Annotated in this window: 22 protein-coding genes; 12 read left to right on the plus strand and 10 right to left on the minus strand. The window is 63.7% G+C overall.

From position 1 onward, the window contains the following. Positions 1 to 4 precede the first annotated feature (4 nt). From ACV22Z_RS20215 to ACV22Z_RS20250, 8 genes are all read left to right on the plus strand, one after another. Positions 5 to 175, plus strand: a complete 171-nt coding sequence (locus tag ACV22Z_RS20215; RefSeq protein WP_004186709.1) for a rubredoxin — start codon at positions 5 to 7, stop codon at positions 173 to 175. A gap of 105 nt (positions 176 to 280) precedes the next feature. Further along, a complete protein-coding gene (locus ACV22Z_RS20220; RefSeq protein WP_448078067.1) occupies positions 281 to 1,591 on the plus strand; it encodes a hypothetical protein in 1,311 nt (436 codons plus the stop codon). Positions 1,592 to 1,765: 174 nt separating this feature from the next. Further along, entirely contained in the window at positions 1,766 to 2,344 is a 579-nt protein-coding gene (locus tag ACV22Z_RS20225; protein WP_060110281.1) for a YqgE/AlgH family protein, read from the plus strand. Next, positions 2,341 to 2,790: a Holliday junction resolvase RuvX gene (gene ruvX, locus ACV22Z_RS20230; RefSeq protein WP_448078068.1), complete on the plus strand. Its 450-nt coding sequence runs from the start codon at positions 2,341 to 2,343 to the stop codon at positions 2,788 to 2,790. The genes ACV22Z_RS20225 and ruvX overlap by 4 nt, the downstream gene beginning before the upstream one ends. Beyond that, complete coding sequence (pyrR, locus tag ACV22Z_RS20235) at positions 2,777 to 3,292, plus strand: bifunctional pyr operon transcriptional regulator/uracil phosphoribosyltransferase PyrR (RefSeq protein WP_448078069.1); 516 nt, start codon at positions 2,777 to 2,779, stop codon at positions 3,290 to 3,292. Before ruvX ends, pyrR begins: the two co-directional genes overlap by 14 nt. 71 nt (positions 3,293 to 3,363) lie before the next feature. Then, on the plus strand, positions 3,364 to 4,395 hold the full coding sequence (locus tag ACV22Z_RS20240; protein WP_448078070.1) for an aspartate carbamoyltransferase catalytic subunit: 1,032 nt from the start codon (positions 3,364 to 3,366) through the stop codon (positions 4,393 to 4,395). A 60-nt stretch (positions 4,396 to 4,455) separates the two neighbouring features. Continuing rightward, positions 4,456 to 5,733 carry a dihydroorotase gene (locus ACV22Z_RS20245; RefSeq protein ID WP_448078071.1) on the plus strand — a complete coding sequence of 426 codons (1,278 nt, stop codon included), beginning with the start codon at positions 4,456 to 4,458 and terminating at the stop codon, positions 5,731 to 5,733. Between the two features lie 18 nt (positions 5,734 to 5,751). Continuing rightward, positions 5,752 to 6,603, plus strand: a complete 852-nt coding sequence (locus tag ACV22Z_RS20250; protein ID WP_448078072.1) for a lysophospholipid acyltransferase family protein — start codon at positions 5,752 to 5,754, stop codon at positions 6,601 to 6,603. Positions 6,604 to 6,703: 100 nt separating this feature from the next. On the opposite strand, the gene ACV22Z_RS20255 is transcribed toward ACV22Z_RS20250, so the two are convergent. Further along, positions 6,704 to 7,540: a symmetrical bis(5'-nucleosyl)-tetraphosphatase gene (locus tag ACV22Z_RS20255; protein ID WP_448078073.1), complete on the minus strand. Its 837-nt coding sequence runs from the start codon at positions 7,538 to 7,540 to the stop codon at positions 6,704 to 6,706. A gap of 329 nt (positions 7,541 to 7,869) precedes the next feature. Between ACV22Z_RS20255 and rfbB the strand changes: the two genes are divergently transcribed. The 4 genes from rfbB to rfbD are packed head-to-tail and all read left to right on the plus strand — an operon-like array spanning position 7,870 to position 11,264. Beyond that, entirely contained in the window at positions 7,870 to 8,931 is a 1,062-nt protein-coding gene (gene rfbB, locus ACV22Z_RS20260) for a dTDP-glucose 4,6-dehydratase (RefSeq protein ID WP_448078074.1), read from the plus strand. An 11-nt stretch (positions 8,932 to 8,942) separates the two neighbouring features. Next, entirely contained in the window at positions 8,943 to 9,836 is an 894-nt protein-coding gene (rfbA, locus tag ACV22Z_RS20265) for a glucose-1-phosphate thymidylyltransferase RfbA (protein WP_448078075.1), read from the plus strand. Continuing rightward, entirely contained in the window at positions 9,821 to 10,372 is a 552-nt protein-coding gene (gene rfbC / locus ACV22Z_RS20270) for a dTDP-4-dehydrorhamnose 3,5-epimerase (RefSeq protein WP_448078076.1), read from the plus strand. Before rfbA ends, rfbC begins: the two co-directional genes overlap by 16 nt. Beyond that, positions 10,365 to 11,264 (plus strand): dTDP-4-dehydrorhamnose reductase, encoded by a 900-nt coding sequence (gene rfbD / locus ACV22Z_RS20275; RefSeq protein WP_448078077.1) that lies wholly within the window; start codon positions 10,365 to 10,367, stop codon positions 11,262 to 11,264. The genes rfbC and rfbD overlap by 8 nt, the downstream gene beginning before the upstream one ends. Before the next feature lie 192 nt (positions 11,265 to 11,456). Here rfbD and ACV22Z_RS20280 read toward each other — a convergent pair whose 3' ends face one another. The 9 genes from ACV22Z_RS20280 to ACV22Z_RS20320 all read right to left on the minus strand — a co-directional run bounded on the left by ACV22Z_RS20280 (position 11,457) and on the right by ACV22Z_RS20320 (position 24,519). Continuing rightward, positions 11,457 to 12,569, minus strand: a complete 1,113-nt coding sequence (locus tag ACV22Z_RS20280; RefSeq protein WP_448078078.1) for a glycosyl transferase — start codon at positions 12,567 to 12,569, stop codon at positions 11,457 to 11,459. After that, positions 12,566 to 13,666, minus strand: coding sequence for a non-hydrolyzing UDP-N-acetylglucosamine 2-epimerase (gene wecB / locus ACV22Z_RS20285; protein WP_448078079.1), 1,101 nt, complete (start codon positions 13,664 to 13,666; stop codon positions 12,566 to 12,568). Before wecB ends, ACV22Z_RS20280 begins: the two co-directional genes overlap by 4 nt. A 14-nt stretch (positions 13,667 to 13,680) precedes the next feature. Further along, entirely contained in the window at positions 13,681 to 17,445 is a 3,765-nt protein-coding gene (locus tag ACV22Z_RS20290; protein WP_448078080.1) for a polysaccharide pyruvyl transferase family protein, read from the minus strand. After that, complete coding sequence (locus ACV22Z_RS20295) at positions 17,442 to 18,716, minus strand: ABC transporter ATP-binding protein (RefSeq protein WP_448078081.1); 1,275 nt, start codon at positions 18,714 to 18,716, stop codon at positions 17,442 to 17,444. Before ACV22Z_RS20295 ends, ACV22Z_RS20290 begins: the two co-directional genes overlap by 4 nt. 166 nt (positions 18,717 to 18,882) lie before the next feature. After that, complete coding sequence (locus ACV22Z_RS20300; protein WP_448078082.1) at positions 18,883 to 20,121, minus strand: glycosyltransferase family 4 protein; 1,239 nt, start codon at positions 20,119 to 20,121, stop codon at positions 18,883 to 18,885. Position 20,122: 1 nt separating this feature from the next. Continuing rightward, entirely contained in the window at positions 20,123 to 20,803 is a 681-nt protein-coding gene (locus ACV22Z_RS20305; RefSeq protein WP_448078083.1) for an acyltransferase, read from the minus strand. Between the two features lie 46 nt (positions 20,804 to 20,849). Next, entirely contained in the window at positions 20,850 to 22,277 is a 1,428-nt protein-coding gene (locus tag ACV22Z_RS20310) for a mannose-1-phosphate guanylyltransferase/mannose-6-phosphate isomerase (RefSeq protein ID WP_448078084.1), read from the minus strand. A 117-nt stretch (positions 22,278 to 22,394) separates the two neighbouring features. Continuing rightward, the gene (locus ACV22Z_RS20315; protein ID WP_448078250.1) at positions 22,395 to 23,222 is read right to left on the minus strand and encodes an ABC transporter permease; all 828 of its coding nucleotides are present in this window, start codon (positions 23,220 to 23,222) and stop codon (positions 22,395 to 22,397) included. Positions 23,223 to 24,141: 919 nt separating this feature from the next. Beyond that, positions 24,142 to 24,519, minus strand: coding sequence for a GtrA family protein (locus tag ACV22Z_RS20320; protein WP_448078085.1), 378 nt, complete (start codon positions 24,517 to 24,519; stop codon positions 24,142 to 24,144). Positions 24,520 to 24,894: the final 375 nt, after the last annotated feature.

Consider the following 24,894-nt stretch of genomic DNA (forward strand, 5'->3'; position numbering starts at 1 on the left):
TAAGATGGAATACAAGAGCTGGATGTGCCTGATTTGTGGCTGGATTTACGACGAAGAAGCCGGGCTGCCCGAAGAGGGCATCGCCCCGGGCACGCGCTGGGAAGATGTCCCGATCAACTGGACCTGCCCGGAATGCGGCGCGCGCAAGGAAGACTTCGAGATGGTCCAGATCTGACCGGACCGACGCTTTCAGGGCATTCCGCTCCGGCCTCGCATTTCCGCCCGCGCCTGCGCGCTGCGGCCCATGCGAGCGGCCTCGTCATGACTGGCGCGAGTGTCCATGATGTTCGATACGGCGGCAATTCCCGTTCCCGATGCACTGCCCAACCCGCGCGGCGGGGCGGTGCGCGCGGCCGACGCGTGGCTCGCGGCGGCTGCTGAAGCGCTCGAGCGTCGCGACGACGCGGCCGCGCCGCTGTCCGCGGCGGCGGCCGTGCTCGCCGAGGCAGGCTGGCTGCCGGCTGCCCGCTTCGCGGGCCAGTTGGCACAGGCCGCGTCGCTCGTCGCGACCGAGCCGTCTTCCGCCGGATGCCGGGCCGCGCTGCGCGATTTCAGCGCCGCGGTCGCGCGGCACAACCTGCGCGAACTCGCGTGCTCGCCGATCCTGTTCGACCATTTCCGCGTGTTGCGTGCCCAGTGCGCGGCCGATCTGCGCGCGCCGGTGCCGCACGATACGCTGGCGCTCGTCGGCCGCGCGGTGCCGGCCGCGTCGCTGCGCGTGCTGCCGGCGGCCGTCGCCGTCCGGGTGCGCGCCCGTTTCGAGCAGGCGCTCCTCCCCGTGCTGCGCGCGCGGCAGATGCCGCCCGAAGCGGCGCTCGCCGAGCTCGACGCCTGGATGGCCGAATTGGCCGATGACACCCCGTACGATTACTGGCGGCTCGCGACCGCGTGCCTGCGCACGCTGCGCGCGAGCGGCGCGGCCGAGCTGAAGCGCTTTCTCGCGCGCACCAACCTGCTGCTCGGTGAACATGTGCAGGGCCGGCGCGTCGCGCCGCCCGACCTCGTGCGCGAGACGGCCGCGCTGCTGTGGCGCGACTTCGCGCTATTCGGCGCGGCGGCCGAAGATGTCGCGCTCGTCGACGTGCTGCACGACTACGGGCTGACGGTCGACTGGCACGTGGCCGGCACCCCGGCGTCCGAGGCGCTGTGGGAAGCCGATGCCGCGCGCGCCGAGCATGACGCGGTCGCGGCCGCGCCGACCCGCGAGCTCGGCGTCGTGACCGTCAACGCGCATGCGTATGAGGATTTCCTGCAGACCGCCGACGCATCGATGGCCGACCTGGCGGCGGACCCCGCGACAGCCGAGCCCGGTGCCGCGTGGCGGGCTGCCGAAGCCGCGTACCGCGTCGGCGCGGCCGCCTGTGCGCTCGGCCTCGGCCACGCAGCGCTGCTGGCCGATACGCTCGGCCTCGCGTGGCGCCGCGCCGCGCATGGCGTGCCGCCCGCCGAAGGCGGGCTCGCCGCGCACCGTCACGCGTCCGACATGCTGCGCGCGGCGCTGCTCAAGATCGCGGCAGGCGTGCCGCCGCCGGACCTGACCGCCGCGTGCGAAGCGCTCGGCGACGTGCTTGGCCGGACCGGGCACGGATGATGCCCGACAGGCCGCGCGCGCCCGTGCCGCGTGCCCCGGCAACCCGCTGCCGACAGCGCCCGCGCGCGTGTTAGAGTGCCGTGTGATCCGTCCGCGCCGATGCCAGCGCGATGCGGCGTTGCTTGTTGATCGCGGCCTCGATCAGGTCGCGGCGTCTTTGCTAAAATTCAAACCATGTCAAAGCCTTCCGATCGCATCAACCTCACCAACCAGTTCCTGATCGCCATGCCGAACATGGCCGATCCGACGTTCTCGGGAACGGTGGTCTACCTTTGCGATCACAGCGAGCGCGGTGCGCTCGGCCTCGTCATCAACCGCCCGACCGACATCGACCTCGAATCGCTGTTCAACCGCATCGACCTGAAGCTCGACATCGAGCCGCTGCTGCACATCCCCGTGTATTTCGGCGGCCCGGTGCAGACCGAGCGCGGCTTCGTGCTGCACGAGCCGGTGGAGGGCGCGAACTACAACTCGTCGATGTCCGTCGAGGGCGGGCTCGAGATGACCACGTCGAAGGACGTGCTCGAGGCGGTCGCGACGGGCAACGGCCCGAAGCGCTTCCTGCTGACGCTCGGCCACGCGGGCTGGGGCGCCGGGCAGCTCGAGGAAGAAATCTCCCGCAACGGCTGGCTGACCGTCGCCGCCGATCCGCGGATCGTGTTCGACACCCCGGCCGAGGAGCGCTTCGAAGCGGCACTCGGCCTGCTCGGCGTCAGCTCGTCGATGCTGTCCGGCGAAGCAGGGCACGCATGAGCGGCACGAGCGCGCGCGACGCGACGCTCCTGGCGTTCGACTATGGCGAGAAGCGCATCGGTGTCGCGATCGGCAATGCGCTGACGCGTTCGGCCCGCGCGCTCGTCGTGATTCCCAATCTGAACCGCGAACACCGTTTCAAGGCGGTCGGCGAACTGCTGGCCGAATGGCGGCCCGACGCGCTCGTCGTCGGCCTGCCGATGCATCCGGACGGCACGCCGCACGACATGACGCAGCAGGCGAAGCGCTTCGGCAACCAGCTGAACGGCCGCTTCGGCCTGCCGGTGACCTGGGTCGACGAGCGCTATTCGTCGGTCGAAGCCGAGGCCGAACTGCGCGCGCGCGACGTCCGCGGCCGCGCGCTTGCCGACAGGCTCGATGCCGAAGCCGCGCGCGTCATCCTTCAACAGTATCTCGATCAATTGTCCGACCATGAGCACCATTGATGCCGAGGCGCTATACCGCGTCCTGCTCGACCAGATCCGCGACGCGTACGGCGCGACCTTCGCCGACGCGGGCGGCCCGCGGCTCGCGGGCATTCACAGCGGCGGCGCATGGCTCGCCGAGCGGCTCGCGCGCGATCTCGGCGCGCCCGGCTTCGGCGTCGTGAACGTCGCGCTGCATCGCGACGACTACGCGAAGAAGGGGCTGCACAGCCAGGCAAGCCCGACGTCGCTGCCGTTCGACGTCGACGGCGCGCGCATCGTGCTCGTCGACGACGTGCTGTACACGGGGCGCACCGTCCGCGCGGCGCTCAACGAACTCTTCGACTACGGCCGTCCGGCCGCGGTCGAGCTGGCGGTGCTGGCCGACCGCGGCGGGCGCGAGCTGCCGGTCGCCGCTCGGTTTGCCGGCGGCGCGCTCGACGTGCCGGCCGACGCGACCCTCGTGCTCGCGCGCGACGACGCGGCGCAGTTCACGCTGCGCGTCGAGGCGCGCGGCGCCTGAGCGCCGAATCAGGATCCCGGGCTGGCGGTTCGTGCCGCGGCCCGTTTGCATACGCTGGAATCACGCACATCATGACCACCGACACGACTGGCCGCACCGGCAATCCCGCTGCGGCCGCGAGCCCCGAGCGATTCCGCTACGGTTTCCTGAAGGGCAACCCGCAGCTCACGAAAAACGGCGAGCTGAAGCATCTGCTGTCGATCGAGGGCCTGCCGCGCTCGATCGTCACGCACATCCTCGATACGGCCGAGCAGTTCGTCAGCGTGACGGACCGCGAAGTGAAGAAGGTGCCGCTGCTGCGCGGCAAGTCCGTCTTCAACCTGTTCTTCGAGAACTCGACGCGCACCCGCACGACCTTCGAGATCGCCGCGACGCGCCTGTCGGCGGACGTGCTGAACCTGAACATCAACGCGTCGTCGACGAGCAAGGGCGAATCGCTGCTCGACACGATCAACAACCTGTCGGCGATGCATGCCGACCTGTTCGTCGTGCGCCACGCGTCGAGCGGCGCGCCGTACCTGATCGCCGAGCACTGTGCGCCGCACGTGCACGTGATCAACGCCGGCGACGGCCGCCATGCGCACCCGACGCAGGGCCTGCTCGACATGTACACGATCCGCCACTACAAGCGCGACTTCACGAAGCTGCGCGTCGCGATCGTCGGCGACATCCTGCATTCGCGTGTCGCGCGTTCGGACATCCACGCGCTGACCACGCTCGGCGTGCCGGAAGTGCGCGCGATCGGCCCGCGCACGCTGCTGCCGGGCGGCCTCGAGCAGATGGGCGTGAAGGTGTACCACAACCTCGACGAAGGCCTGAAGGGCGTCGACGTGATCATCATGCTGCGCCTGCAGAACGAGCGGATGAGCGGCGCGCTGCTGCCGTCCGCGCAGGAGTACTTCAAGACCTGGGGCCTGACGCCCGAGCGCCTCGCGCTCGCCGCGCCGGACGCGATCGTGATGCACCCGGGCCCGATGAACCGCGGCGTCGAGATCGATTCGCAGGTCGCGGACGGCCCGCAATCGGTCATCCTCAACCAGGTCACGTTCGGCATCGCGGTGCGGATGGCGGTGATGGGCATCGTCGCGGGCAACAACGACTGAGCCCGCGCCGCGCCTCCCCGTTCACGCATTCAACGCAATCAACGCATTCATAGACAGCGCATGAAGATTCATATCAAAGGCGGCACGCTGATCGACCCGGTCGCCGGCACCGAGCACCAGGCCGACGTTTTCGTCGCGGCAGGCAAGATCGCCGCGATCGGCACGGCGCCGGCCGAATTCAACGCCGCGAAGACGATCGACGCCGCGGGCATGATCGTCGCGCCGGGCCTCGTCGACCTGTGCGCGCGGCTGCGCGAGCCCGGCTACGAGCACAAGGCGACGCTCGCCTCGGAGATGGCCGCGGCCGTCGCCGGCGGCGTGACGAGCCTCGTGTGCCCGCCGGATACCGACCCCGTGCTCGACGAGCCCGGTCTCGTCGAGATGCTCAGGTTCCGCGCGAGCAACCTGCGCCAGGCGAACGTCTATCCGCTCGGCGCGCTGACGGTCGGCCTCAAGGGCGAAGTGATCACCGAGATGGTGGCGCTGACCGAATCGGGCTGCGTCGGCTTCACGCACGCGAACGTGCCGGTGCGCGACACGCAGGTGCTGCTGCGCGCGCTGCAGTACGCGAGCACGTACGGCTTCACGACGTGGCTGCGTCCGCTCGACGCGTTCATCGGCAAGGGCGGCGTCGCGGCAAGCGGCGCGCTCGCGTCGCGGCTCGGGCTGTCCGGCGTGCCGGTCGCGGCCGAGACGATCGCGCTGCACACGATCTTCGAACTGATGCGCGTGACGGGCGCACGCGTGCACCTCGCGCGGCTGTCGTCGGCGGCCGGCCTTGCGCTCGTGCGCGAGGCGAAGGCCGAGGGCCTGCCCGTGACCTGCGACGTCAGCGCGAACCATCTGCACCTGATCGACGTCGACATCGGCTATTTCGATTCGCAGTTCCGCCTCGATCCGCCGCTGCGCAGCGAACGCGACCGCGATGCGATCCGCGCGGCGCTCGTCGACGGCACGATCGACGCGATCTGCTCCGACCATACGCCCGTCGACGACGACGAGAAGCTGCTGCCGTTCGCCGAGGCGACGCCTGGTGCGACCGGCCTCGAGCTGCTGCTGTCGCTGACGGTGAAGTGGGCCGACGAGACGGGTACGCCGCTCGCGCAGGCGATGAAGCGCATCACATCGGCGCCCGCCGACGTGCTGAAGCTGCCGGCAGGCCGCGTGACCGAAGGCGGCACGGCCGACCTGTGCGTGTTCGACCCGCGCGCGCACTGGCGCGTCGAGCCGCGCGCGCTGAAGAGCCAGGGCCACAACTCGCCGTTCCTCGGCTACGAACTGCCGGCCTCGGTGCGGGCGACGCTCGTCGCCGGGCAGGTCGCGTTCGAGCGCAACTGACGACGCCGGACCCGCGCCATGACAGCCCTTCGCAAGCTGCGTCTCGTCTTTCACCTGCTGCGCGGCATGACGATCGTCGCGCTGCGCTTTCCGCGCGTGTCGCCGCAGCGCCGCGCCGAGATCACGCGGCGCTGGTCGGTCAAGCTGCTGCGGATCTGCGGGATGCGGCTCGTCGTGCACAACGGCGGCGCGCGGCTCGACGCGAGCGCGCTCGTCGTCGGCAACCACGTGTCGTGGCTCGACATCTACACGATCAACGCGTGGCGGCCGACGCCGTTCGTGTCGAAGGCGGAAGTGCGCCAGTGGCCGATCGTCGGCTGGCTCGCCGAGAAGCTCGATACCGTGTTCCTGCAGCGCGAGAAGCGCACCGAGGCGATGCGGATCATGCACGAGATGGCCGACCGCCTGCGCAACGGCGGGCTGATGTGCGTGTTTCCGGAAGGGACGACGTCCGACGGCCAGGAGTTGCTGCCGTTCCACGCGAACCTGTTCCAGGCCGCGGTGTCCGCCGGCTGCGCGGTGCAGCCCGTTTGCCTGATGTACGAGGACGCGCAGGGCCGGCAGTCGGTCGCGCCCGCGTACATCGGCGAACTGTCGCTCGGCAAGTCGCTCGAGATGGTGCTGAGCGGCGGGCCGTTCGTCGCGCACCTGTACGTGTGCGATCCGATCGAGCCGGGCGGCGACCGGCGCGTGACTTCGGCGGCCGCACGCGATGCGATTGCGGCGGCGCTCGCGACGATGCAGGCGAACGTCGGCCGGCCGTCGGCCGCTGCGCTCGCGCAGCTGGCGAAGGATGCCTATCCGGCGACGGAAGTCGGCACGCCGGCAGACGGCGCGGCCGACCACCCGGTGCCCGGTCGCGAAGGCTAGGGCGCGCGCGGGCCGGCGGGCCGCATGAGCGCGCGCCGGCAGTGCGGCTTGCATGCACGAGTGCCGGCCATGCAGCCGTCGAGTTCTCGCGCTTGCTCTCTTACTCCCCCGGCGTGCGGCAAGCTTCGCACTGCACCTGCGTGACCGTGCGCTGGGCCGGGTCGGCCGTCAGTCGCACGGCCGATAGCTGGTTCCCCCACACGCATCCCGAATCGAGCGCGACAACGTTGTCGCGCAGCATCAGGCCGAGCGCGGCCCAGTGCCCGAACACGACCGTCACGTCCGCGCTGCGGCGGCCCGGTACGTCGAACCACGGCAGGTAGCCGCGCGGCGCGTTGTCGGGGCCGCCGTTCGTGCGGAATTCCATCGCGCCGTCCGGCGTGCAGAAGCGGATGCGCGTGAACGCGTTGAACGCGACCCGCATCCGGTCGCGCTTCTTCAGGTTCGGATGCCACTGGTTCGGCTCGTTGCCGTACAGGTGCGAAAGGGTTTCGCGCCAGTCGGGCGCGCGCAGCGCGCGCTGCAGCTCGTCCGCGAGCTCCAGCGCGAGCGTCACGTCCCATTGCGGCAGCACGCCGGCATGGACGAGCAGCATCCCGTGCTCGAAGTGCGCGAACGGACGGTGCCGCACCCAGTCGAGCAACGCTTCGGCGTCCGGCGCGTCGAGGATTTCGCCGATCGTGTCGCCGGGGCGCTCGGTGCGGATGCCGGCCGAGACGGAGAGCAGATGGAGATCGTGGTTGCCGAGCACGACGGACGCGCGCGGGCCGAGTTCGACGAGCGCGCGCAGCGCGGCGAGCGATGCAGGGCCGCGGTTGACGATGTCGCCGGCGACCCAGAGCGGCGTGTCGGCCGGCATGGCAAGCTTGTCGGTAAGGGACTGGAAAGCGGAATGACAGCCTTGGATGTCGCCAATGGCAATGGGGGGATGTGTCATGAGGGTCGGGTTGTTACAAATCCTGGTGGAGCGGGGCGATCGGCAAACTTGGAAGGGTGCAACGGGCAATTCTGCTTAATGCGTTGATTTGATGCATATTTTTCCCGGTCGGGCGGGTGCGCGGCGCAGTTTCAAGTTGTTAGCGGCATGGCTTTTGCGCATGGCAGCTCCCTATAATTGGCATTTCCCCCAAAATTAACATTTCACGACTTTGGCAGTCATGGCGACCGGTTAGAATTCCGGGCCTGATGTGGTCCGACATTGCCACGTGGATATTCGATGCGGCAAGCGCCGGCCGGTGCTTGCCGCACTTTACTAGAGGGAGCTTCATGATTCTGGTGACCGGCGGTGCAGGTTTTATCGGGGCCAATTTTGTGCTCGACTGGCTGGGTCAATCCGACGAGGCGGTACTCAACGTCGACAAGCTGACCTACGCAGGCAACCTCCGCACACTGCAGACGCTGGAAGGGAATCCCAAGCATGTGTTCGCGCGCGTCGACATCTGCGATCGCGCGGCACTCGATGCACTGTTCGCCGAGCACAAGCCGCGCGCAGTGCTGCACTTTGCGGCCGAAAGCCACGTCGACCGTTCGATCCACGGCCCGGCCGATTTCGTGCAGACCAACGTCGTCGGCACCTTCACGCTGCTCGAGGCGGCGCGCAGCTACTGGAGCGGCCTGAACGACGCCGACAAGGCCGCGTTCCGCTTCCTGCACGTGTCGACCGATGAAGTGTTCGGCTCGCTGTCCGCCACCGATCCGCAGTTCTCCGAAACCACGCCATACGCGCCGAACAGCCCGTATTCGGCGACGAAGGCCGGCTCTGACCACCTGGTACGTGCCTATCACCATACGTACGGCCTACCCACGCTCACCACGAACTGTTCGAACAACTACGGGCCGTACCAGTTCCCCGAGAAGCTGATTCCGCTGATGATCGCGAATGCGCTCGCCGGCAAGCCGCTGCCGGTTTACGGCGACGGCCAGAACGTGCGCGACTGGCTGTACGTCGGCGATCACTGCAGCGCGATCCGCGAAGTGCTCGCGCGCGGCGTGCCGGGCGAGACGTACAACGTCGGCGGCTGGAACGAGAAGAAGAATCTCGACGTCGTGCACACGTTGTGCGATCTCCTCGACAAGGCGCGACCCAAGGCGGAAGGCTCGTACCGCGATCAGATCACTTATGTGAAGGATCGTCCGGGCCACGATCGCCGCTATGCGATCGACGCGCGCAAGCTGGAGCGCGAACTCGGCTGGAAGCCCGCGGAAACCTTCGAGACGGGGCTCGCGAAGACGGTCAACTGGTATCTCGACAACCAGCAGTGGGTCGATGAGGTGGCGTCGGGCGAATACAGAAAGTGGGTCGAGACGAACTACGCGGAACGCACTTGAGGACTCGAGCGATGGCACGCAAAGGCATCATTCTGGCAGGCGGTTCCGGCACGCGCCTCTACCCGATCACGCACGTCGTATCGAAGCAGCTGCTGCCCGTGTACGACAAGCCGATGATCTACTACCCGCTGTCGACGCTGATGGTGGCGGGCATCCGCGACGTGCTGATCATCTCGACGCCGCAGGACACGCCGCGCTTCGAATCGATGCTCGGCGACGGCAGCCAGTGGGGGATGAACATCCAGTATGCGGTGCAGCCGTCGCCCGACGGGCTCGCGCAGGCGTTCATCATCGGCAGGGAATTTGTCGGCAACGATCCGTCGGCGCTGATCCTCGGCGACAACATCTTCTACGGGCACGACCTCGCGAAGCAGCTCGAGCGTGCGCATGCGCAGGAAGCCGGCGCGACGGTGTTTGCGTACCACGTGCACGACCCCGAGCGCTATGGCGTCGTCGAGTTCGACCAGTCGTTCCGCGCACTGTCGATCGAGGAGAAGCCCGCGAAGCCGCGTTCGAACTACGCGGTCACGGGCCTCTATTTCTACGACAACCGCGTGTGCGACATCGCGGCCGACATCAAGCCGTCGCCGCGCGGCGAGCTGGAAATCACCGACGTCAACTCGCGGTACCTGGCCGACGGCGCACTCAATGTCGAGATCATGGGGCGCGGTTATGCATGGCTCGATACCGGCACGCACGATTCGCTGATCGAAGCGGCGAGCTTCATCGCGACGCTGCAGAAGCGGCAGGGGCTGATGGTCGCGTGTCCGGAAGAAATCGCCTATCGACGGCGCTGGATTGACGCGGAACAAGTGCTGAAGCTTGCGCAGCCGCTTGCGAAGAACGCGTACGGGCAGTACCTCAAGAACCTTCTCATGGATCGAGTGGCATGGTCGTCAAAGTAACGGCAACGGCGTTGCCCGAAGTCAAGATCGTCGAGCCACAGGTGTTCGGCGACGCGCGCGGGTTCTTCTACGAGAGTTTCAATGCACGCGAATTCGCGGAGCTGGTCGAACCGGGCATCGAATTCGTGCAGGACAATCACTCTCGGTCATCGAAGGGCGTGCTGCGCGGGCTGCACTATCAGATCGAGCACGCGCAGGGCAAGCTCGTCCGTGTCGTCGAAGGCGAAGTGTTCGACGTCGCCGTCGACATCCGCAAGCAATCGCCGAATTTCGGCAAGTGGGTCGGCGTTGTTCTGTCGGACGAAAATCACCGGCAATTATGGGTTCCGCCCGGCTTCGCGCACGGATTCGTCGTGCTGTCCGAAGCCGCGCAATTCCTCTACAAGACGACCGATTACTGGTTCCCGGAATTCGAACGCAGCATCTTGTGGAACGATCCGGAAATCGGCATCGAGTGGCCGATCGATTTCGAGCCGCTGCTCGCGGCGAAGGATGCGGCCGGCAAGCGCTTGCGTGAAGCCGAAGTCTATGCGTGAGGTGAATGTGAGTGCTGAACCGACGATCCTCGTGACCGGCGTGAACGGGCAGGTCGGTTTCGAGCTGCTGCGCACGCTGCAGGGGCTGGGTCGCGTGGTGGCGTGCGATCGAGCAATGCTCGACCTGTCTGATCTCGACCGTATCCGTACCGTCGTACGAGAGCTACAGCCGGATATCATTGTGAATCCGGCGGCTTATACGTCCGTGGACAAAGCCGAGACCGACGTCGATGCGGCGACGCGTCTGAACGTCGACGCACCACGGGTCTTGGCAGAAGAGGCGGCACGCTGCAGCGCGGTGCTGATTCACTATTCGACCGATTACGTGTTCGACGGCACGAAAGCGGGCGCGTATGTCGAGACCGACGCGACCAATCCGCAGAATGTGTACGGGCGCACCAAGCTCGAGGGTGAGCATGCGATCGCAAAGTCGGGGTGCGCGTACCTGACCTTGCGGACCAGCTGGGTATACGGAAAGCGTGGCGGGAATTTTCTGCTGACGATGCTCAAGCTGGGCGCGGCGCGGCCTGAATTGCGCGTGGTCGCCGACCAGATCGGTGCGCCGACGTGGTCGAAAACGATCGCGGCCGCGACCGCCCATATCGTCTCCCAGGGACTTGCGGCTCGCAGTCAGGCGTGGTGGCAGGCGCGTTCGGGCGAATATCACCTGAGTGCGGCGGGTGAGACGTCCTGGTACGGCTTTGCCAACGCGATTCTCGACATCGCCATGGGCGACCTCGCTCCCAAGGTGGTGCCGATTTCGACGAGCGAGTATCCGCTGCCTGCCAAACGCCCCGCAAATTCGCGCATGTCCCATCGCAAGCTCACTGAGACATTCGGCCTTCATCTGCCGGATTGGGAAGACGCGCTGCGGCTCTGCATGGCCGACTGAATCGGGCACCGGCGTACGTCGTTGCGGCACAACCGCGGTGTTCGCAAGCGTGACCGGTTCCGAGTGGCGGCGGCGCGCGCATCGATGCACATCGCTGCGGTTCGGACCGCAACGCATATCGGGATCCGGTTACCGGATCCCTCGTTTTGTTGATGTCGCATTCCCGCGCGCGGGTCTGCCGATAGCGGCGCACTAGCTGAGAATGCCTGTTGCCGCAAAGCGCGCGGCCCAGCTGTTCGCGCTGCGGAACCGCGATACCTCGTCGCTCGTCATCCGATATTCAAGTGCCTTGGCAACGGTCGCAGGCAGGTCTTCACTGCCATTCGACAGGAACGTGCCGGGTTCACTGCCCCGCATCGCCATTTCACCGAAGGCGGTCGAGATGACTGGCAATCCAAGCGCTCTGTACTCGTAAAACTTGATGGGATCGACACCGTCCGTAAGCTGGTTACGAACGAACGGAATCAGGCCGACATCGAATTCCGACATTGCAACGAGCGCCGCGGCGTGCTTCAGCGGTGGAAGTACCTGGACATTCGCAGGCAGGGGCATTTGCGGAGGGTGGAACAGTGGCCCGATCAGCCGGATGGTGTCTGCGGGGCGGCCTTGCGCGAGTGCTACGAGCCACCGCCAATCGAACCACGCCCCCATCGTGCCGAGATAGCCCAGCACATGTGGCCCGTCGTGATCCGCCGTCGTTTTGTGTGACGGCGGAAGCGCGGCTGGATCGAGTCCGTTCTGAACCAATACGGCGTCGGGGCGTGTACCGCTCCAGCTGGCGCGCAAGCCGGAAGACGATACGAAAACGGAATGGACTTTGCGCGCGATGGCCAGTTCCGTGCGTTCCATCGCCGAACGCGATATCCCTTTGTAGAACGACGGGAAGTCGTCCATTCTGTCGTATAGCGTCCGGGCGGGATGTGCCGTCCGCAGCAAGTCGAGCGCGAGCGCGGACGGCTTTCCGATCGCGAGAAGCGTGCGGCGCTCCGCACAGAGTTGCGCGACGCGCCGCATCACGTCGCGCCAGCCGAATCGATTGATGACGGTGCCGAAGGGCAACGGCTCCAGCGGCACGCTGTGAATGCGAACGACGTCGAGCCATGGGGGCGCCGGGGTATGCGCGTCAGACTTGCTTTCACCGGACGGACGGCGAAAGTCTCGAAGCACGGGCAGGCGTGTCGGATAGGGGTCGATCCAGAGCACGCGGCCGTTGGTCTCCAGATGAAACCACTCGACGAACTTGTGAGGGCGCTGCGCGAAGCTGCTCCATGGCACAGGCGACAGGTAAACGAGTTGTTCGATCACGCGAGTTGTTCCCGGATTACGTCGAAAATGCGCTGTGCCGCTTTTCCGTCGCCGTAGGGTGAGACGCCACGCGCAACCTTGCCGTATTCGTGAGCGTCGTCGAGCATCAGCTGGACCGCATTGACGATCGACGCGGTCTGGGTGCCGACGAGCTTGACGACACCGGCATCGACGGCTTCCGGGCGCTCGGTTTCTTCACGCAAGACCAGGACGGGTTTGCCCAGAGCTGGCGCTTCCTCCTGAACACCGCCCGAGTCGCTGAGGATGAGGTACGACCGCTGCATCGCGGCGACGAACGGCACATAGTCAAGAGGCGGGCAGAGCCGGATGCGTGGATGGTTCGACAGAAGTTCACGTGTCGTACGCTGGACGTGCGGATTGGGATGCACGGGGAACAGCACCTCGATGTCGTCATTCGCATCGACAATCTGGCGAATGGCGCGACAGATGCGTTCGAGCGGGGCGCCAAAATTCTCCCGCCGGTGCGCAGTGACCAGAATCAGCCGCTTCGTATCGTCAAGTTCCATGCCGCAAGACGGATGCGTCCGGACGACGGCATGAAGTGCGTCGATGACGGTGTTTCCGGTTACCCAGATACGATCTTCAGCGATATGCTCAAGCAAGAGATTGTCGCGCGAACTCGCGGTCGGCGCGAAATGCATGGTCGCGAGCCGCCCCGCGACGATGCGGTTCATCTCTTCGGGAAAAGGATTGCGGAGGTCGCGCGTGCGCAAGCCGGCCTCGATATGCCCAAACGGTATATGCCGGTAGAAGCTCGCCAGTGCCGTGGTCATGACGGTCGTCGTATCACCCTGTGCGAGCACCAGATCGGGGCGCGTATCTGCGAGCACCGCGTCGATCTTGTCGAGCAGACGGGACGTCAGGCTCGCAAGCGACTGATTCGGGAGCATGATGTCGAGATCGATATCCGGTTTGATATCGAAGCAGGTGAGAATCTGGTCGAGCAGATCGCGGTGTTGAGCAGTCGCGAGCACGCGTACCTTGAACGCAGGTTCCGCTTGCAACCGGAGGATGACCGGAGCCATCTTGATGGCCTCCGGTCGCGTGCCCACGACGCACAATATGGTTCTAGACATGCTGTCGCTGTGAATCAATCCATATAGTCCAGATAGAAATGCGGGTAGTCGCGCCACTTCTCCTTGAAATAGTTCGCGTTCCGAAGGAAAAGCTTGCGATACGCTTCGCTACCGCTGTTGGCACCGGTCGTCTGGTGGGGTTGATGGCGGATACCCGACAAATCGCGGTAAGTCACCTTCATGCCCAATGCCTTGACCTGGAAGCACAGATCCGTATCTTCAAAGCAGGTCGGGTCGTAGAACGTATCGAATCCTTGCGTGGAATCAAACGTGCGCCGACGCATGAAAAGACCGCTCGTGCCCAGGAAGCCGATGTCGGCGCGATAACCGTCACGAATTGCCGCCGCGTTCATCGCCCGATTCGGGCAATAGTCGGCAATCATGCCGCCGAGATCGGTGCGAGTGGCGTCGAACCAACCTGCGTTCCACCCGATGACGCCGACGCTCGCGTCGTTCTCCAGCACGTGCAGGGCTTCGTCGAAACCCGACGATCCCACGAACCATTGATCGCTGTCGAAGAACGCGACGTACTTGCCCGTGCTGTGCTGAACGCCGAGATTGCGTCCTGACGAGCAGCCGTTCTCCGGGTTGCGAACCAGCTTTACATTGGGGAATTCCCGTTCGACGAGTTCTGCGCCTCCATCGGAGCTTGCGTTGTCGACGACGATGATCTCCGACACATACTGCGAGCAATGCTGAAGCAACGTCTGCAAGCAGCGAGCGATGATGCCTGCGTTGTTGTGAATCAGGATGATCACGCTGACGTCGTGCCGGGGAGGCGGCGGGCACAGTTGTTCCACCCTGCTGAGCCAGCTGTTGCCCGCGATGAAGGCGTCATCGATCTGCACAGCGGATTCTGCTGCAGCAAGCGCGGCACATTGCTCCGAGAACGCTTGAACGTCCGTGCACACGTGCAGGAGCGCGGACGCCGTCACGCCGAGGTCCATCGAACATACGACCGGCTTGCGCTGATGGAGCGCCGCATAGATGCCCGCCGTGGAGTCCGCGTGGCTCAGCGCGCGCGCGGTCAACGGGAAGAACATGAAATCGACGTGGGCGATATAGGCAGGCACTTCGGTCGCGTGCCGCATTCCGAGCATGACGACGTTATCCGGCAGGCCCGGCGTCAACTGCCCTTCGGAGATCACGCAGAACGTGACGTTGCTGTTGTGCTCGGCGGTTTCCTTGAGCCACTGGTAGTCGACGGCGTTCAGGCCGTCGACCGAGTAGAACAGTGCAAGGCTCTGGCGTTTGGACGGGAGGTCGCCGGGGCGATTGTATTGCTTGTAGGCGTCGAAGATCGTGTGAACGGCTGCACCAGGCAACTGCTCGACCTTCTCCCGGGCTGGCTGCGGCAGGGTCGCGGCGAGCGCCGGCATGCCGACGGTGCACCGGTCAGTCTCAAGGGCGAGGGTCTCGAGGACGCGTTGCGCCTGGCCATCGTGGCTCCAATCTTGCGAGATGTCGAGTATCGTCTCGAGCCCGCGATTGCGTGCGAACTTGAAGAAGGGCATCGCGCGCTCGTCGGGCACGCCCAAGATCAATATCGCGCTTTCCGACACCTGGCTGAAAATGTCCTCGATCTTCGCCGTGTCGATGTGCTCGTGAATCAAGCCCGGAATGCCGGACTTGAGGGGGGCCGGTGGCTCGGTCGACGTGCGCGTATCCGCCGCCGCGACCAGATAGACCACGCGATGACCGGCACCGAGCGCTGTCGTGGTCAGCTGGGCGTAGCGGTGGCCCGCACCTGCCCAGTCATACGGGTGAGCCGCGATCACGACAATTTCGGCTTGCTGCAGCTTGGCCGCCGCGCGGAACCAGATACGCCGGTCTTCGATCGTCGAGGTGCCCGTCGCAACCTCAACGATGGCCTGCTGGATCTGTTGCTGTGCCTGCTGATTGCGGTAATGGCGTCGCGCAGCAGACATTAGCGCGCGCACGCCGCCGTTGCGCAGAATATAGGCGGCACGGCCCATGTAGGTGAGGGGGGCAGACATATACCGGCGGAAAAGCATAACGGGTCCCGACGTAGATTGGGTTGTGGTTGCAGCCTCGCTCGATTCTCCTCGAAGACGAACCTTGAACAGGGCAAACAGGCGTGGATGTCTCGCGAGCAGTTCCAGCCACATCTGTTCGATGCGATCGCGATCATTCGTGGCCTGATGCATGGCCGCTTCGAACTCGGAGCGACTCTGCTCAAGTTGCCGGATCGCAGTCTCGAGGCTGGAAATTTTACCAGCTTGCTCCTCCGCGGCTCTGATGGCAGCACTCTCGAGCGCCATCATTCGCGCGGCATGCTCCTGCGCTTCGGCCAGTGTCTGGTTCGCGTGTCCAAGCACGCCTTCGAGCTCGGTGACCTGCGCCTCCTTCTGCGCAAGCTGTGCGTCGCGGAAATGCAGCAAGTCCAGCGCCTTCGCATGCTCGGTTTCGAGCTCGATGATCCGTGCTTCCTTCTGGGCAAGTTGTGCGTCGCGGAAATGCAGCAAGTCGAGCGCCTTCCCGCTCAGGCGCGCTGCGCCGTCCTTTTGCCAGATGAGTTGCTCAAGCCACGTGCTCATCCAGTCCAGCTTCTGGCCGCGCCAGTGGCGCGGCGTTTCGCCTGGCGCGGAGCGGGCGGCCGCGAAGGCCTCGTCCAGGACGGTCGAATGTACGCCGACCGAAGCGTTCAGCGAAGCGAGCGTCTCCGGTGCGATCGTCCACGGTGCACCGTCCGGGTCTGTCAACCGGCGCAGCGTGGCAGCGAATTGAGCCGCATCGTCGTCCAGCTGGAGGCGCAGCGACGTCGGAAGTCCTGCCATCTCGTGCGCATGCGCCATCTTGGCATCATATTCGAGCGCCGCAATCGGGAGCGACTGTCCAAGCGCCAGAATGCTTCCGTGCAGTCGCATCGAGAACGCGGCGTTGCACTCACCGAGGATCGCGAAGACCTCGTCCGGCGTGACCTGGTCGATGATGACGCTTTCGATACGGGGCTCCACCGCTTGCTGGAGATGCTCCAGGAACGTGCGGTCCGTAAAGCGGCCTTGGTCGCCGGCATCCCATTGGAATCCGAGCCACACGATCGACCAGCTTTCGTCGAGCGCTTCATTCAGCGCGGCAACAAGCTTTGTTTCCCAGTTTCGATTGAATTCCCACGACCGGACGATGACCGCCAGCTTTTTTTTCGCTCCTAGCGGAGCCAGCTTGCCGGAGATATCGATTGCCGGGTGCGGGGGGGCGACAAATGCCCAGCCCGGATCGGCGCCGACGGGTATCTCCCGGTGCACGCCGATTTCACGCAGCAACGCCTTCGAATCCGAATCGCGGACCGAAACGTGGTCGACGTGCGTGAAGACGTCGCATGTGACGTCCTTCGCTGCCGGATTGGTCAGCGGTCCGACCCCGTGCGCCCAGATGACCGTGCGAACACCAAACTGCCGGGCCATGTAGAAAATGCGCGCATAGGCTGCGATATCGTTCTGGGTCGGGTCGTAAAGCGCCTCGACGTGAAACGGATGATGATCCTGAAAGATGCCGCCGCCGCCAAATACGAGCAGATCGGCATCGGACAATGCCCGGCCGACGGCACCGAGATTGAAATAGTCGATTGCCTCTATGCCATGGGCGAGCCGCGTATAGTCGGGGTTGATGCTCAATGCGGCGAGCTCTCCGCCGCGTTCCCGGACCGCGCGCGCGAGAAGACCCAGCAACAGTTCATCACCGACATTGGGCGCACCGTAATAGCCGACAGCTACGACCTTGATGCGACGTGGCTGCATTGTGGATTCCTCGATCATCATTCGAACGCAAATTCCGGACTCGGTGCGAGCCACCCGGAGCCGCTGTTGTCTTCTGGCAGCACGTCAATGTGGCCGCCGTAGGGCAGCCGCGCGTGCCGCTTGTATTCGCCGGTGGCGATATCACCCACGCCGACCGCCAGCACGTAGCGGTTGCCCGAGAAGTTTGCCCGCATCGTCCAGGTAAACTGATACGTCCCGGCGGAGAGCGGCTGCAAGGCGATGTTCATGTGCTGGGTGGTTGCGCTCCACAGCACGATGTCGTCAATGCTCTTGATCTGAAGTCCGAAGCAAGGCTTCGGGTTCGGCTGGGACACGCGGATCGACACGGTTACGCGGAATTCCTCGGCGAACGAGAAAGTCGTACGCTCCTTGCCGCCCACATCCACGATCTTCACGTCGAGGATCGAGGTCCTGTCGGAGATGACCGTCTTGGCTTCGCTCGCTGCCGGGCCATCGGCCGATTCGGCATCCGTACGGTCGTTCGGCACTTCGATATCGATCGCGCTCCCGCCTTCATCGTCAACCAGGTCGTTCGCATAGAGCTTGACCACGTCACGGCACGGTCCATCCTTCACCAACCGGCCACGCTTCAGGTAAATGGCGCGGTCGCAGTATTCGACGAGCGTGTTCGTGGAGTGCGTCACCAGCAGGATCGTGACGCCTTCCTTTTGCATCTTTCGTATCCGCGTCAGGCATTTGGTCTGAAACGCGGTATCGCCGACGGCAAGTGCCTCATCGACCACCAGGATGTCGGGAGAGACGTGAATCGCCACCGCGAATGCGAGCCGAACATACATGCCCGACGAGTAGGTCTTGACGGGCTGGTCGATAAACTCGCCGATGTCGGCGAACGCCTCGATCTCGGCAAAGCGGGCGCGAATTTCGTCCGACGAGATGCCCATGATCCGTGCCGACAGCATCACATTCTCGCGGCCACTGAATTCCGGATTGAAGCCGGCGCCGAGTTCCAGCAGCGCTGAAATGCGGCCGTTGACCGTGACCGAGCCGTCGCTCGGCGTGAGCGTGCCCGCAATGATCTGCAGTAACGTCGATTTGCCGGAACCGTTTCTGCCGATGATTCCGATCGTTTCGCCGCGTCTGACGGGAAACGAGACGTCGTGCAGGGCCCAGAAATCACGGCCGTATTGCCGGGGCCGCCGCCCCGGAATCTTGATGCGCGTCGCGAGCGAATGCCGCAACCGGTCCGCCGGCTTGTCGTAAATGCGGAAGCACTTGGAAAGATGCTCGACGGCGACGAGCAGCTGATCCATTTCGGTCGTAGGTTCAGGGTTGCGAATTTGCATAAGAAGGGAGCGAGTTAGCTTTCGGGTGTTCAGTGCGGGCGGAAATGCAACCGTCGCACTTGAGACTCAAGGGGCGGATGCGTACTTGCCTCGTGCTCGCTTCGGTGGTCGCGTACTGTCAGCATTCGTTCGATTACCGCGATTGCATCAGCCTGTTGTAGAGATCGCGCTTGGTGCGCACGCATGCGTCGAGATCATACTTTTCCTTGAGGAGCTGGCGGGCATTCGCGGACAGTGCCGCAAGCATCTCGTGATTCTGGGCCAGTTCGATGATTGCATCGGCAAATTCGGTCGCGCTATCGCAAATGACGATATCTCGACGATTGACCGCTCCCAGTCCCTCGCAGCCCTTGGCCGTGCTGAGAACCGGAATGCCATTGCTCATCGCTTCGAGGATCTTGACCCGCACGCCGCCGCCGGAAAGCAGGGGGACGAACAGCAGGTGTGCGTCAGCCAGGATCGGAACGAGCGACGGAACGAAACCGTGAACAAAGATATGTCGACCGTCGTGGAGTGCCTTCAGGTCTTCCGGAGGATTGCCCCCGGTGAAATGCAGCTTGATGTTATGCATTTCGAGCTTGTCCCGCACGAGCGGGAGAATGTCGCGAATGAACCATGCAACACCTTCCGCATTCGGATACCACCAGAAGCCGCCCATCCAGAGCAAATTGAGTTCGTTGGCCGGTTTCTTCTGGTAGTCGACGTCCTTGACCGGAAAGCACAGCGGCAAATAGTGCTTTTCCACGGGCGCCTTCACGCGATCCATGTCTTCGCGCGAAATGAAGGTCATTGCGTCGAAACGCCAGACGTTGTCGATCTCGACACGCTGGGCATTGCGGCGGCTAATCTCCGCAATGCGCATGACCGCTGCTTTTTGCCAGCCTGTCAGATGCCCGGGAATCCAGAACGGAAAGAGATCGGACTCGATGTTGTGGCTGACCATGACTGCCGGCAACGCGGGGAAGAACTTGCGAAAGAACGCGAGGTGGCTGCTATGCACCTCGAGCAGGTCGATCTTCTTTTCCTTGATGATCCGGCGGGCGCTTCGAATCGCGGCAGGGCTGAAATAGCTCGCATCCATGAACGGAAGGCCCTGGAAGCAGTGGACGAGCGAATGCAGCACGCGCCCCAGCGTACCCTTGTCGGCGGGCATGGTAGCCCGCGGCTCCACATGGACCGACTTGAAATGACGTTCATACAGCGAACGATTCGCTTCGATCTTCTTCTTCTCTTCTTCTCCACCGATGGTGAACAGATGGAAGTCATACTCGTCGACCAGCGGTGCGAGCGTATTCATCACGTAGATCGGGCCGCCGGCGCTGGCAGGAAGCGGCGGTGACAGCGTAAAAACGAGAATATTCTTTTTCTGCATGTTAGCCACGGGATTCGTCAAACACGTCGGTGTCGAAGAAGGGTGAAAAGTCTGTCAGGTATGCAATGTCGGGGTTGCGCTGGCCGATGACTTTTGCCGGCACACCGCCGACCACGGTGAATTCAGGGACGTCCTTCGTGACGACCGCGCCGGCCGCGACGACGGCGCCTTTGCCGATCGTCACGCCTGGCAGGATGATGGCGCGTGCGCCCAGCCATGCATGATCGTGGATGGTCACGACACCGCCAACCGACGCGAATCCCGGATGATTGTGATCGTGATGCAGGCTCAGTAGGCAGCATTGGAACGAGACATTCACATTGTTGCCGATCTCGATGCCGGTGCGGCCATCCAGGTAGATCTCGCGATTGAGCACGCAGTTGTTGCCTATGCGCACGTTGCATCGGGTGTGATACCCGGTGAAAAACTGGCGCATGCTGACGTGCGTCTTCTGGCCGATCGCGACGCCCAGCACTCTCCGGTAATAGACGTTGCGGACTCTTTCGATCGGCAGTCGCGCAATGAAGTTGTTGGCTATGTAGTACTTGAGCGCGGCTAGAAAATAGTACGTCGACGACGCGAGCAGGCGGGCCTTGATCCTGCTTTTCATGCGGCCGCGAAAGCTTGCATTGGTCATGATGTGGGGGATGTGTTGATCAAGGCGGTTGCTGTCGCCGCGCATCCGGAATGGCAGCGACCGCAACCGGCGTTGCGCGAAGGCGAGGGGCCTAGCTTCGACCGTAGTTGTCGTCGAAGCGGACGATGTCGTCCTCGCCAAGATAGTCGCCGCTCTGGACTTCGATCATGACGAGGTCGACGACCCCCGGGTTGGTCAGGCGGTGCTTGTGCCCGGCCGGGATATAAGTCGATTCGTTCGTGCGAAGGAAGAACTCCATGTCGTCATTGACAACGAAGGCCATGCCGCTAACGACGATCCAGTGCTCGCTGCGATGATGATGCAATTGCAGGCTGAGACTTGCGCCCGGCTTGACCTCGATGCGCTTGATCTTGAAGCGCGTACTTTCTTCGAGAACGGTGTAGTTGCCCCACGGCCGGCTGACGGTTCGATGAACCCGAAAGGCTTCGTGGCCTTGCGACTTGAGCGTGGCATAGACGTGCCGGACATCCTGTGCCCGGTTGCGGTCGGCAATGAGCAGCGCGTCCGGCGTATCGATGACCAGCAGGTCCTTGACACCGACTGCGCCGACCAGCCGGCTGTCGCTGCGGATGTAGCAGTTGCTGACATCGTGAAGCAGCGCTTCGCCTTCCACGCGATTTCCCCGATTGTCCGGCTTGGATAGATCGCCGAGTGCGTTCCATGAGCCGATGTCGCTCCAGCCGATATCGCAGCGCACCACCGAAACGTTGTCGGAGCGTTCCATCAACGCGTAGTCGATCGAGATGTCGGGTGCACGGTTCAGCATGTCGCCGTTCAGTTCGACCAGCGAAACACCGGCGCCTGACGATTTGCGAGACTGATCGATGCACGCGCGCGTTGACTCGAGGACATCGGGGCAATGCTTCGTCATTTCTGCCAGCAGGCATGCCGCCGTAAAGCAGAACATGCCGGAATTCCACAGGAACGACCCTGATTCGACGTATTGTTTCGCGACTTCTGCCGTGGGCTTTTCGACGAATCGCTTGACCGCCGTGCCGTCCGCTTCGATATATCCGTATGCGGTTTCCGCAAACGTCGGCGTGATGCCGAAGGTGACCAGCGCGCCCTTGAGCGCCAGGGCGGCTGCCTCCTGGACGGCGGCCCCGAAGGCGGCTTCGTTCGTGACGAGGTGGTCGGCGGGCAGCACCAGCAGGACGGCGTTCTCATCCAGCGTGGCGGCAACGTGCAGCGCGGCGGCGGCTACTGCGACGGCCGTATTGCGCCCGAACGGTTCGAGTACGAATGACGTCGGCAGCTGTCCGGTATTGACCGGGCGAAATTCGTCGCTCGTCTTGAAATAAAGCTCGCGGTTCGTGACGGTCAGTATTTCGGTGACGCCGGGCAGCTGGGCACCGCGCTTGAACGCCTTTTGCAGAAGGCTTTCTCCGTCTTCGAGACGGATGAACGGCTTCGGGTGAGATTCGCGGGATACGGGCCACAGGCGGGAGCCTGCGCCGCCGCATAGTATCGTTGGGACGATTTGGGGCTGCGTCGACATGTGAAAAATATCTCCGGTGATGGCTTTATCGCGTGATGATCCGTTCGGTCAGCGCTGTGCCGGCGCGCGCGGCAGCTGCGGCTGATGAAGGGCAGCAAGTGAAGGCGGTGGCGTGCATTAGAGTACGTCCGCGAAACCCTTTCGGGTTCGCTGGAACCACCAGAATCCGAACCACGCGAGAAGGAGGGACGCGATCATGCAGATCAGCCAGTTTGTCCAGTCCGGGGTGTGTCCGAAGATCAGTGTGTTGCGCCCCTCTTCGATGATGAACGTAAGCGGATTGAGTTCGATCCAGGATCGGTACTGCGGTGGCAGGTTCGATACGGGATAGAAGACCGGCGACAGGAACATCAGCACCGACGTGATGACGCCGGTAATCTGCGAAATATCCCGAACGTAGACGCCGAAAGCCGATAGAAACCATGCAAGACCCAGCGAGCCGACGATCAGCGGCAGCAGCACGACGGGGAACAGGATGGCGGTCCAGGGCAGGGTGTGGAGAAGGATGCATTCGGCGATGATCAGGACAAGCAGGCTGATCGCACTATGGAACAGTGCCGAGGCGAGCGCTACCACTGGCAATATTTCAAGCGGGAAGATGACCTTCTTGACATAGTTGACATTCGCAAGGATCAGCGTCGGCGCGCGGTTGATGCACTCCGCAAGCAGGCTGTGCAGGATCAGGCCGACGAAGAGGACGATTGCGAAGCTCGCCTTGTCGTCGTTCATGGTGCCCCAGCGCGACTTGAATATGACCGAGAAGAAGAACGTATAGACGACCAGCATCAATACCGGATTGAAGAACGACCACGCAAGACCCATTGCCGATCCGCGATAGCGCCCGACGACCTCACGTTGGGTCATCTGGAGAATCAGTCCGCGGTTACGGTAAATGCTACGGCCGATCGCCAGCGGCGATGCCGGGTGCTTCGAATTTGGATTCATCAAGATGTGTGTCGTTGCATTCGGATCGGTGATGCCCCCCGGCTCCTCGCCCGTGTCGTGCGGCTATTGTCGCGCGGTGTCGCGAATCTGAAAAACGCAGCAATGAGCCTTGCTGCAAGCTTTCAGTTAGCTTTCGCCTTCAGTGCGGAGCAATTGGGAAAATTGGGGGCCATCGCCCGCGACGTATTCTAATGCAGGTAGTTCGGTGAATCCCAGGCTGAGCGGCTGCGAATGGTGCCATAAACGAGAGCGGTTGCTGGAAGCTGCAGCAGGCTTCTATTTCGCTGGAACTGCGCCGACGATTCATCGATGGAGGCCACGTATCATTGCCGGAACGTTGTCAGAATGCAACAGATGTTAAGATTCCAAACATCTTTTAACATTTGGACATCAGCAGCGAATTGGGGCGCGCCAGCGCCGGCGATTTCGAAATGCTGGATGGGGCGCCGTGACGGCGGCACGCGGGTGCGCGGTGTGAGGATGTCATGTCGACATTCGCCGACATGGACTCGCCCGGGTCGGCAATCCGGCGTGAACGCTTTGGGCTGGACCGGATTCGTCGTCAAGCGTAGTAGCACGAAGGATCCAGGAAAAATGAGGCGGCAACCTGGGGTCGCAGCGTTTTCCGCCAAGCGCCAAGGCGCTGACCTGGAGCGGCGGCGGGTGTCTTCGCGTCGCGCGAGCAGTTGGTCGACGCATTGCGTTCGCGCATATCTGTTGCACCCACATCGGCGGCCATGGAAACGTCTGATACGGCCGCGGCCACAAGCTCGCTATCGGACAGGCGACAAGGTCCTGGCATCTGATGCTGAATCCGGATACCGACCCGGACGCGGATTCGCTCGTGGCGGCATTCCGGTTGCGGCATGTGCAAAGGCGCCGGACTCGTCGCCGCACCGTCCTGCCGATGCGGCGAATCTCACGGTTGCCTGCCCTTGAAGGACCACGACGCGTTCACGGCAAACGTCACGCACAGGACGATTGCGGTCGAGACGAGCTGGGCGAGGAGGTAGTACACGCCGAGCAGTTTCGTCAGCACGCTCATCAGCACGAAGTTCAGTGCGACGCCCAGCACTGACGTGGTGAAGAATTTCGGGGCGGCGCTGCGATGATTGCTGTTGCCGCTGAAGGTGAGGTGGAAGTTCAGCAGATAGTTGACGATCGCGCCCGCGATCGCACCGGCCGTCGATGCGATCGGGGCGGGCATCGCCAGCAGGTTGACCAGCACGAACAGGATCACGTACTGAACTGCCGTGCCGGAGGCGCCGACGGCTGCATAAACGATGAAGCGACGCATGCTGTTTCGCGGTCAGTGACGCCAGGTGGATGTTGCGCACGATATCGACGGGCCGCCGCCGGGGTTCGAAGTCGATCGGGCTGACGCATTCGCGGGTTGCGCCGATCCCGGTCGGCCAGTACAAGTCTGATCCACGTGGCCACAAGCGCCTGCTACTTTACTATCGGACGATTGATTGCTCAATCTTGTGCAGAAAATCGGGGTCGGCTATTTTTTCTTTGCTACCGACTCCCGGGAGGGCGCTAGAATGACGGCGCTGGCGCCGCGTAACAAACGGAAAGCATGCTTGCCCGGTCCAACGGATATGCGCAACACTTGTTGCTCTGCCACACTCCGCCAGCCTGTCCAACCGGCGCTTCGTCATGCAAGCGCGTA

This window comes from Burkholderia sp. PU8-34, from assembly GCF_053427725.1.

Bases quoted from the DNA above. Each gene is read 5' to 3' on its own strand.
- ACV22Z_RS20215 (WP_004186709.1), top strand. From the start codon at position 5: ATGGAATACAAGAGCTGGATGTGCCTGATTTGTGGCTGGATTTACGAC.
- ACV22Z_RS20220 (WP_448078067.1), top strand. From the start codon at position 281: ATGATGTTCGATACGGCGGCAATTCCCGTTCCCGATGCACTGCCCAAC.
- ACV22Z_RS20225 (WP_060110281.1), top strand. From the start codon at position 1,766: ATGTCAAAGCCTTCCGATCGCATCAACCTCACCAACCAGTTCCTGATC.
- ruvX (WP_448078068.1), top strand. From the start codon at position 2,341: ATGAGCGGCACGAGCGCGCGCGACGCGACGCTCCTGGCGTTCGACTAT.
- pyrR (WP_448078069.1), top strand. From the start codon at position 2,777: ATGAGCACCATTGATGCCGAGGCGCTATACCGCGTCCTGCTCGACCAG.
- ACV22Z_RS20240 (WP_448078070.1), top strand. From the start codon at position 3,364: ATGACCACCGACACGACTGGCCGCACCGGCAATCCCGCTGCGGCCGCG.
- ACV22Z_RS20245 (WP_448078071.1), top strand. From the start codon at position 4,456: ATGAAGATTCATATCAAAGGCGGCACGCTGATCGACCCGGTCGCCGGC.
- ACV22Z_RS20250 (WP_448078072.1), top strand. From the start codon at position 5,752: ATGACAGCCCTTCGCAAGCTGCGTCTCGTCTTTCACCTGCTGCGCGGC.
- ACV22Z_RS20255 (WP_448078073.1), bottom strand. From the start codon at position 7,540: ATGACACATCCCCCCATTGCCATTGGCGACATCCAAGGCTGTCATTCC.
- rfbB (WP_448078074.1), top strand. From the start codon at position 7,870: ATGATTCTGGTGACCGGCGGTGCAGGTTTTATCGGGGCCAATTTTGTG.
- rfbA (WP_448078075.1), top strand. From the start codon at position 8,943: ATGGCACGCAAAGGCATCATTCTGGCAGGCGGTTCCGGCACGCGCCTC.
- rfbC (WP_448078076.1), top strand. From the start codon at position 9,821: ATGGTCGTCAAAGTAACGGCAACGGCGTTGCCCGAAGTCAAGATCGTC.
- rfbD (WP_448078077.1), top strand. From the start codon at position 10,365: ATGCGTGAGGTGAATGTGAGTGCTGAACCGACGATCCTCGTGACCGGC.
- wecB (WP_448078079.1), bottom strand. From the start codon at position 13,666: ATGTCTAGAACCATATTGTGCGTCGTGGGCACGCGACCGGAGGCCATC.
- ACV22Z_RS20290 (WP_448078080.1), bottom strand. From the start codon at position 17,445: ATGATGATCGAGGAATCCACAATGCAGCCACGTCGCATCAAGGTCGTA.
- ACV22Z_RS20295 (WP_448078081.1), bottom strand. From the start codon at position 18,716: ATGGATCAGCTGCTCGTCGCCGTCGAGCATCTTTCCAAGTGCTTCCGC.
- ACV22Z_RS20300 (WP_448078082.1), bottom strand. From the start codon at position 20,121: ATGCAGAAAAAGAATATTCTCGTTTTTACGCTGTCACCGCCGCTTCCT.
- ACV22Z_RS20305 (WP_448078083.1), bottom strand. From the start codon at position 20,803: ATGCGCGGCGACAGCAACCGCCTTGATCAACACATCCCCCACATCATG.
- ACV22Z_RS20310 (WP_448078084.1), bottom strand. From the start codon at position 22,277: ATGTCGACGCAGCCCCAAATCGTCCCAACGATACTATGCGGCGGCGCA.
- ACV22Z_RS20315 (WP_448078250.1), bottom strand. From the start codon at position 23,222: ATGAATCCAAATTCGAAGCACCCGGCATCGCCGCTGGCGATCGGCCGT.
- ACV22Z_RS20320 (WP_448078085.1), bottom strand. From the start codon at position 24,519: ATGCGTCGCTTCATCGTTTATGCAGCCGTCGGCGCCTCCGGCACGGCA.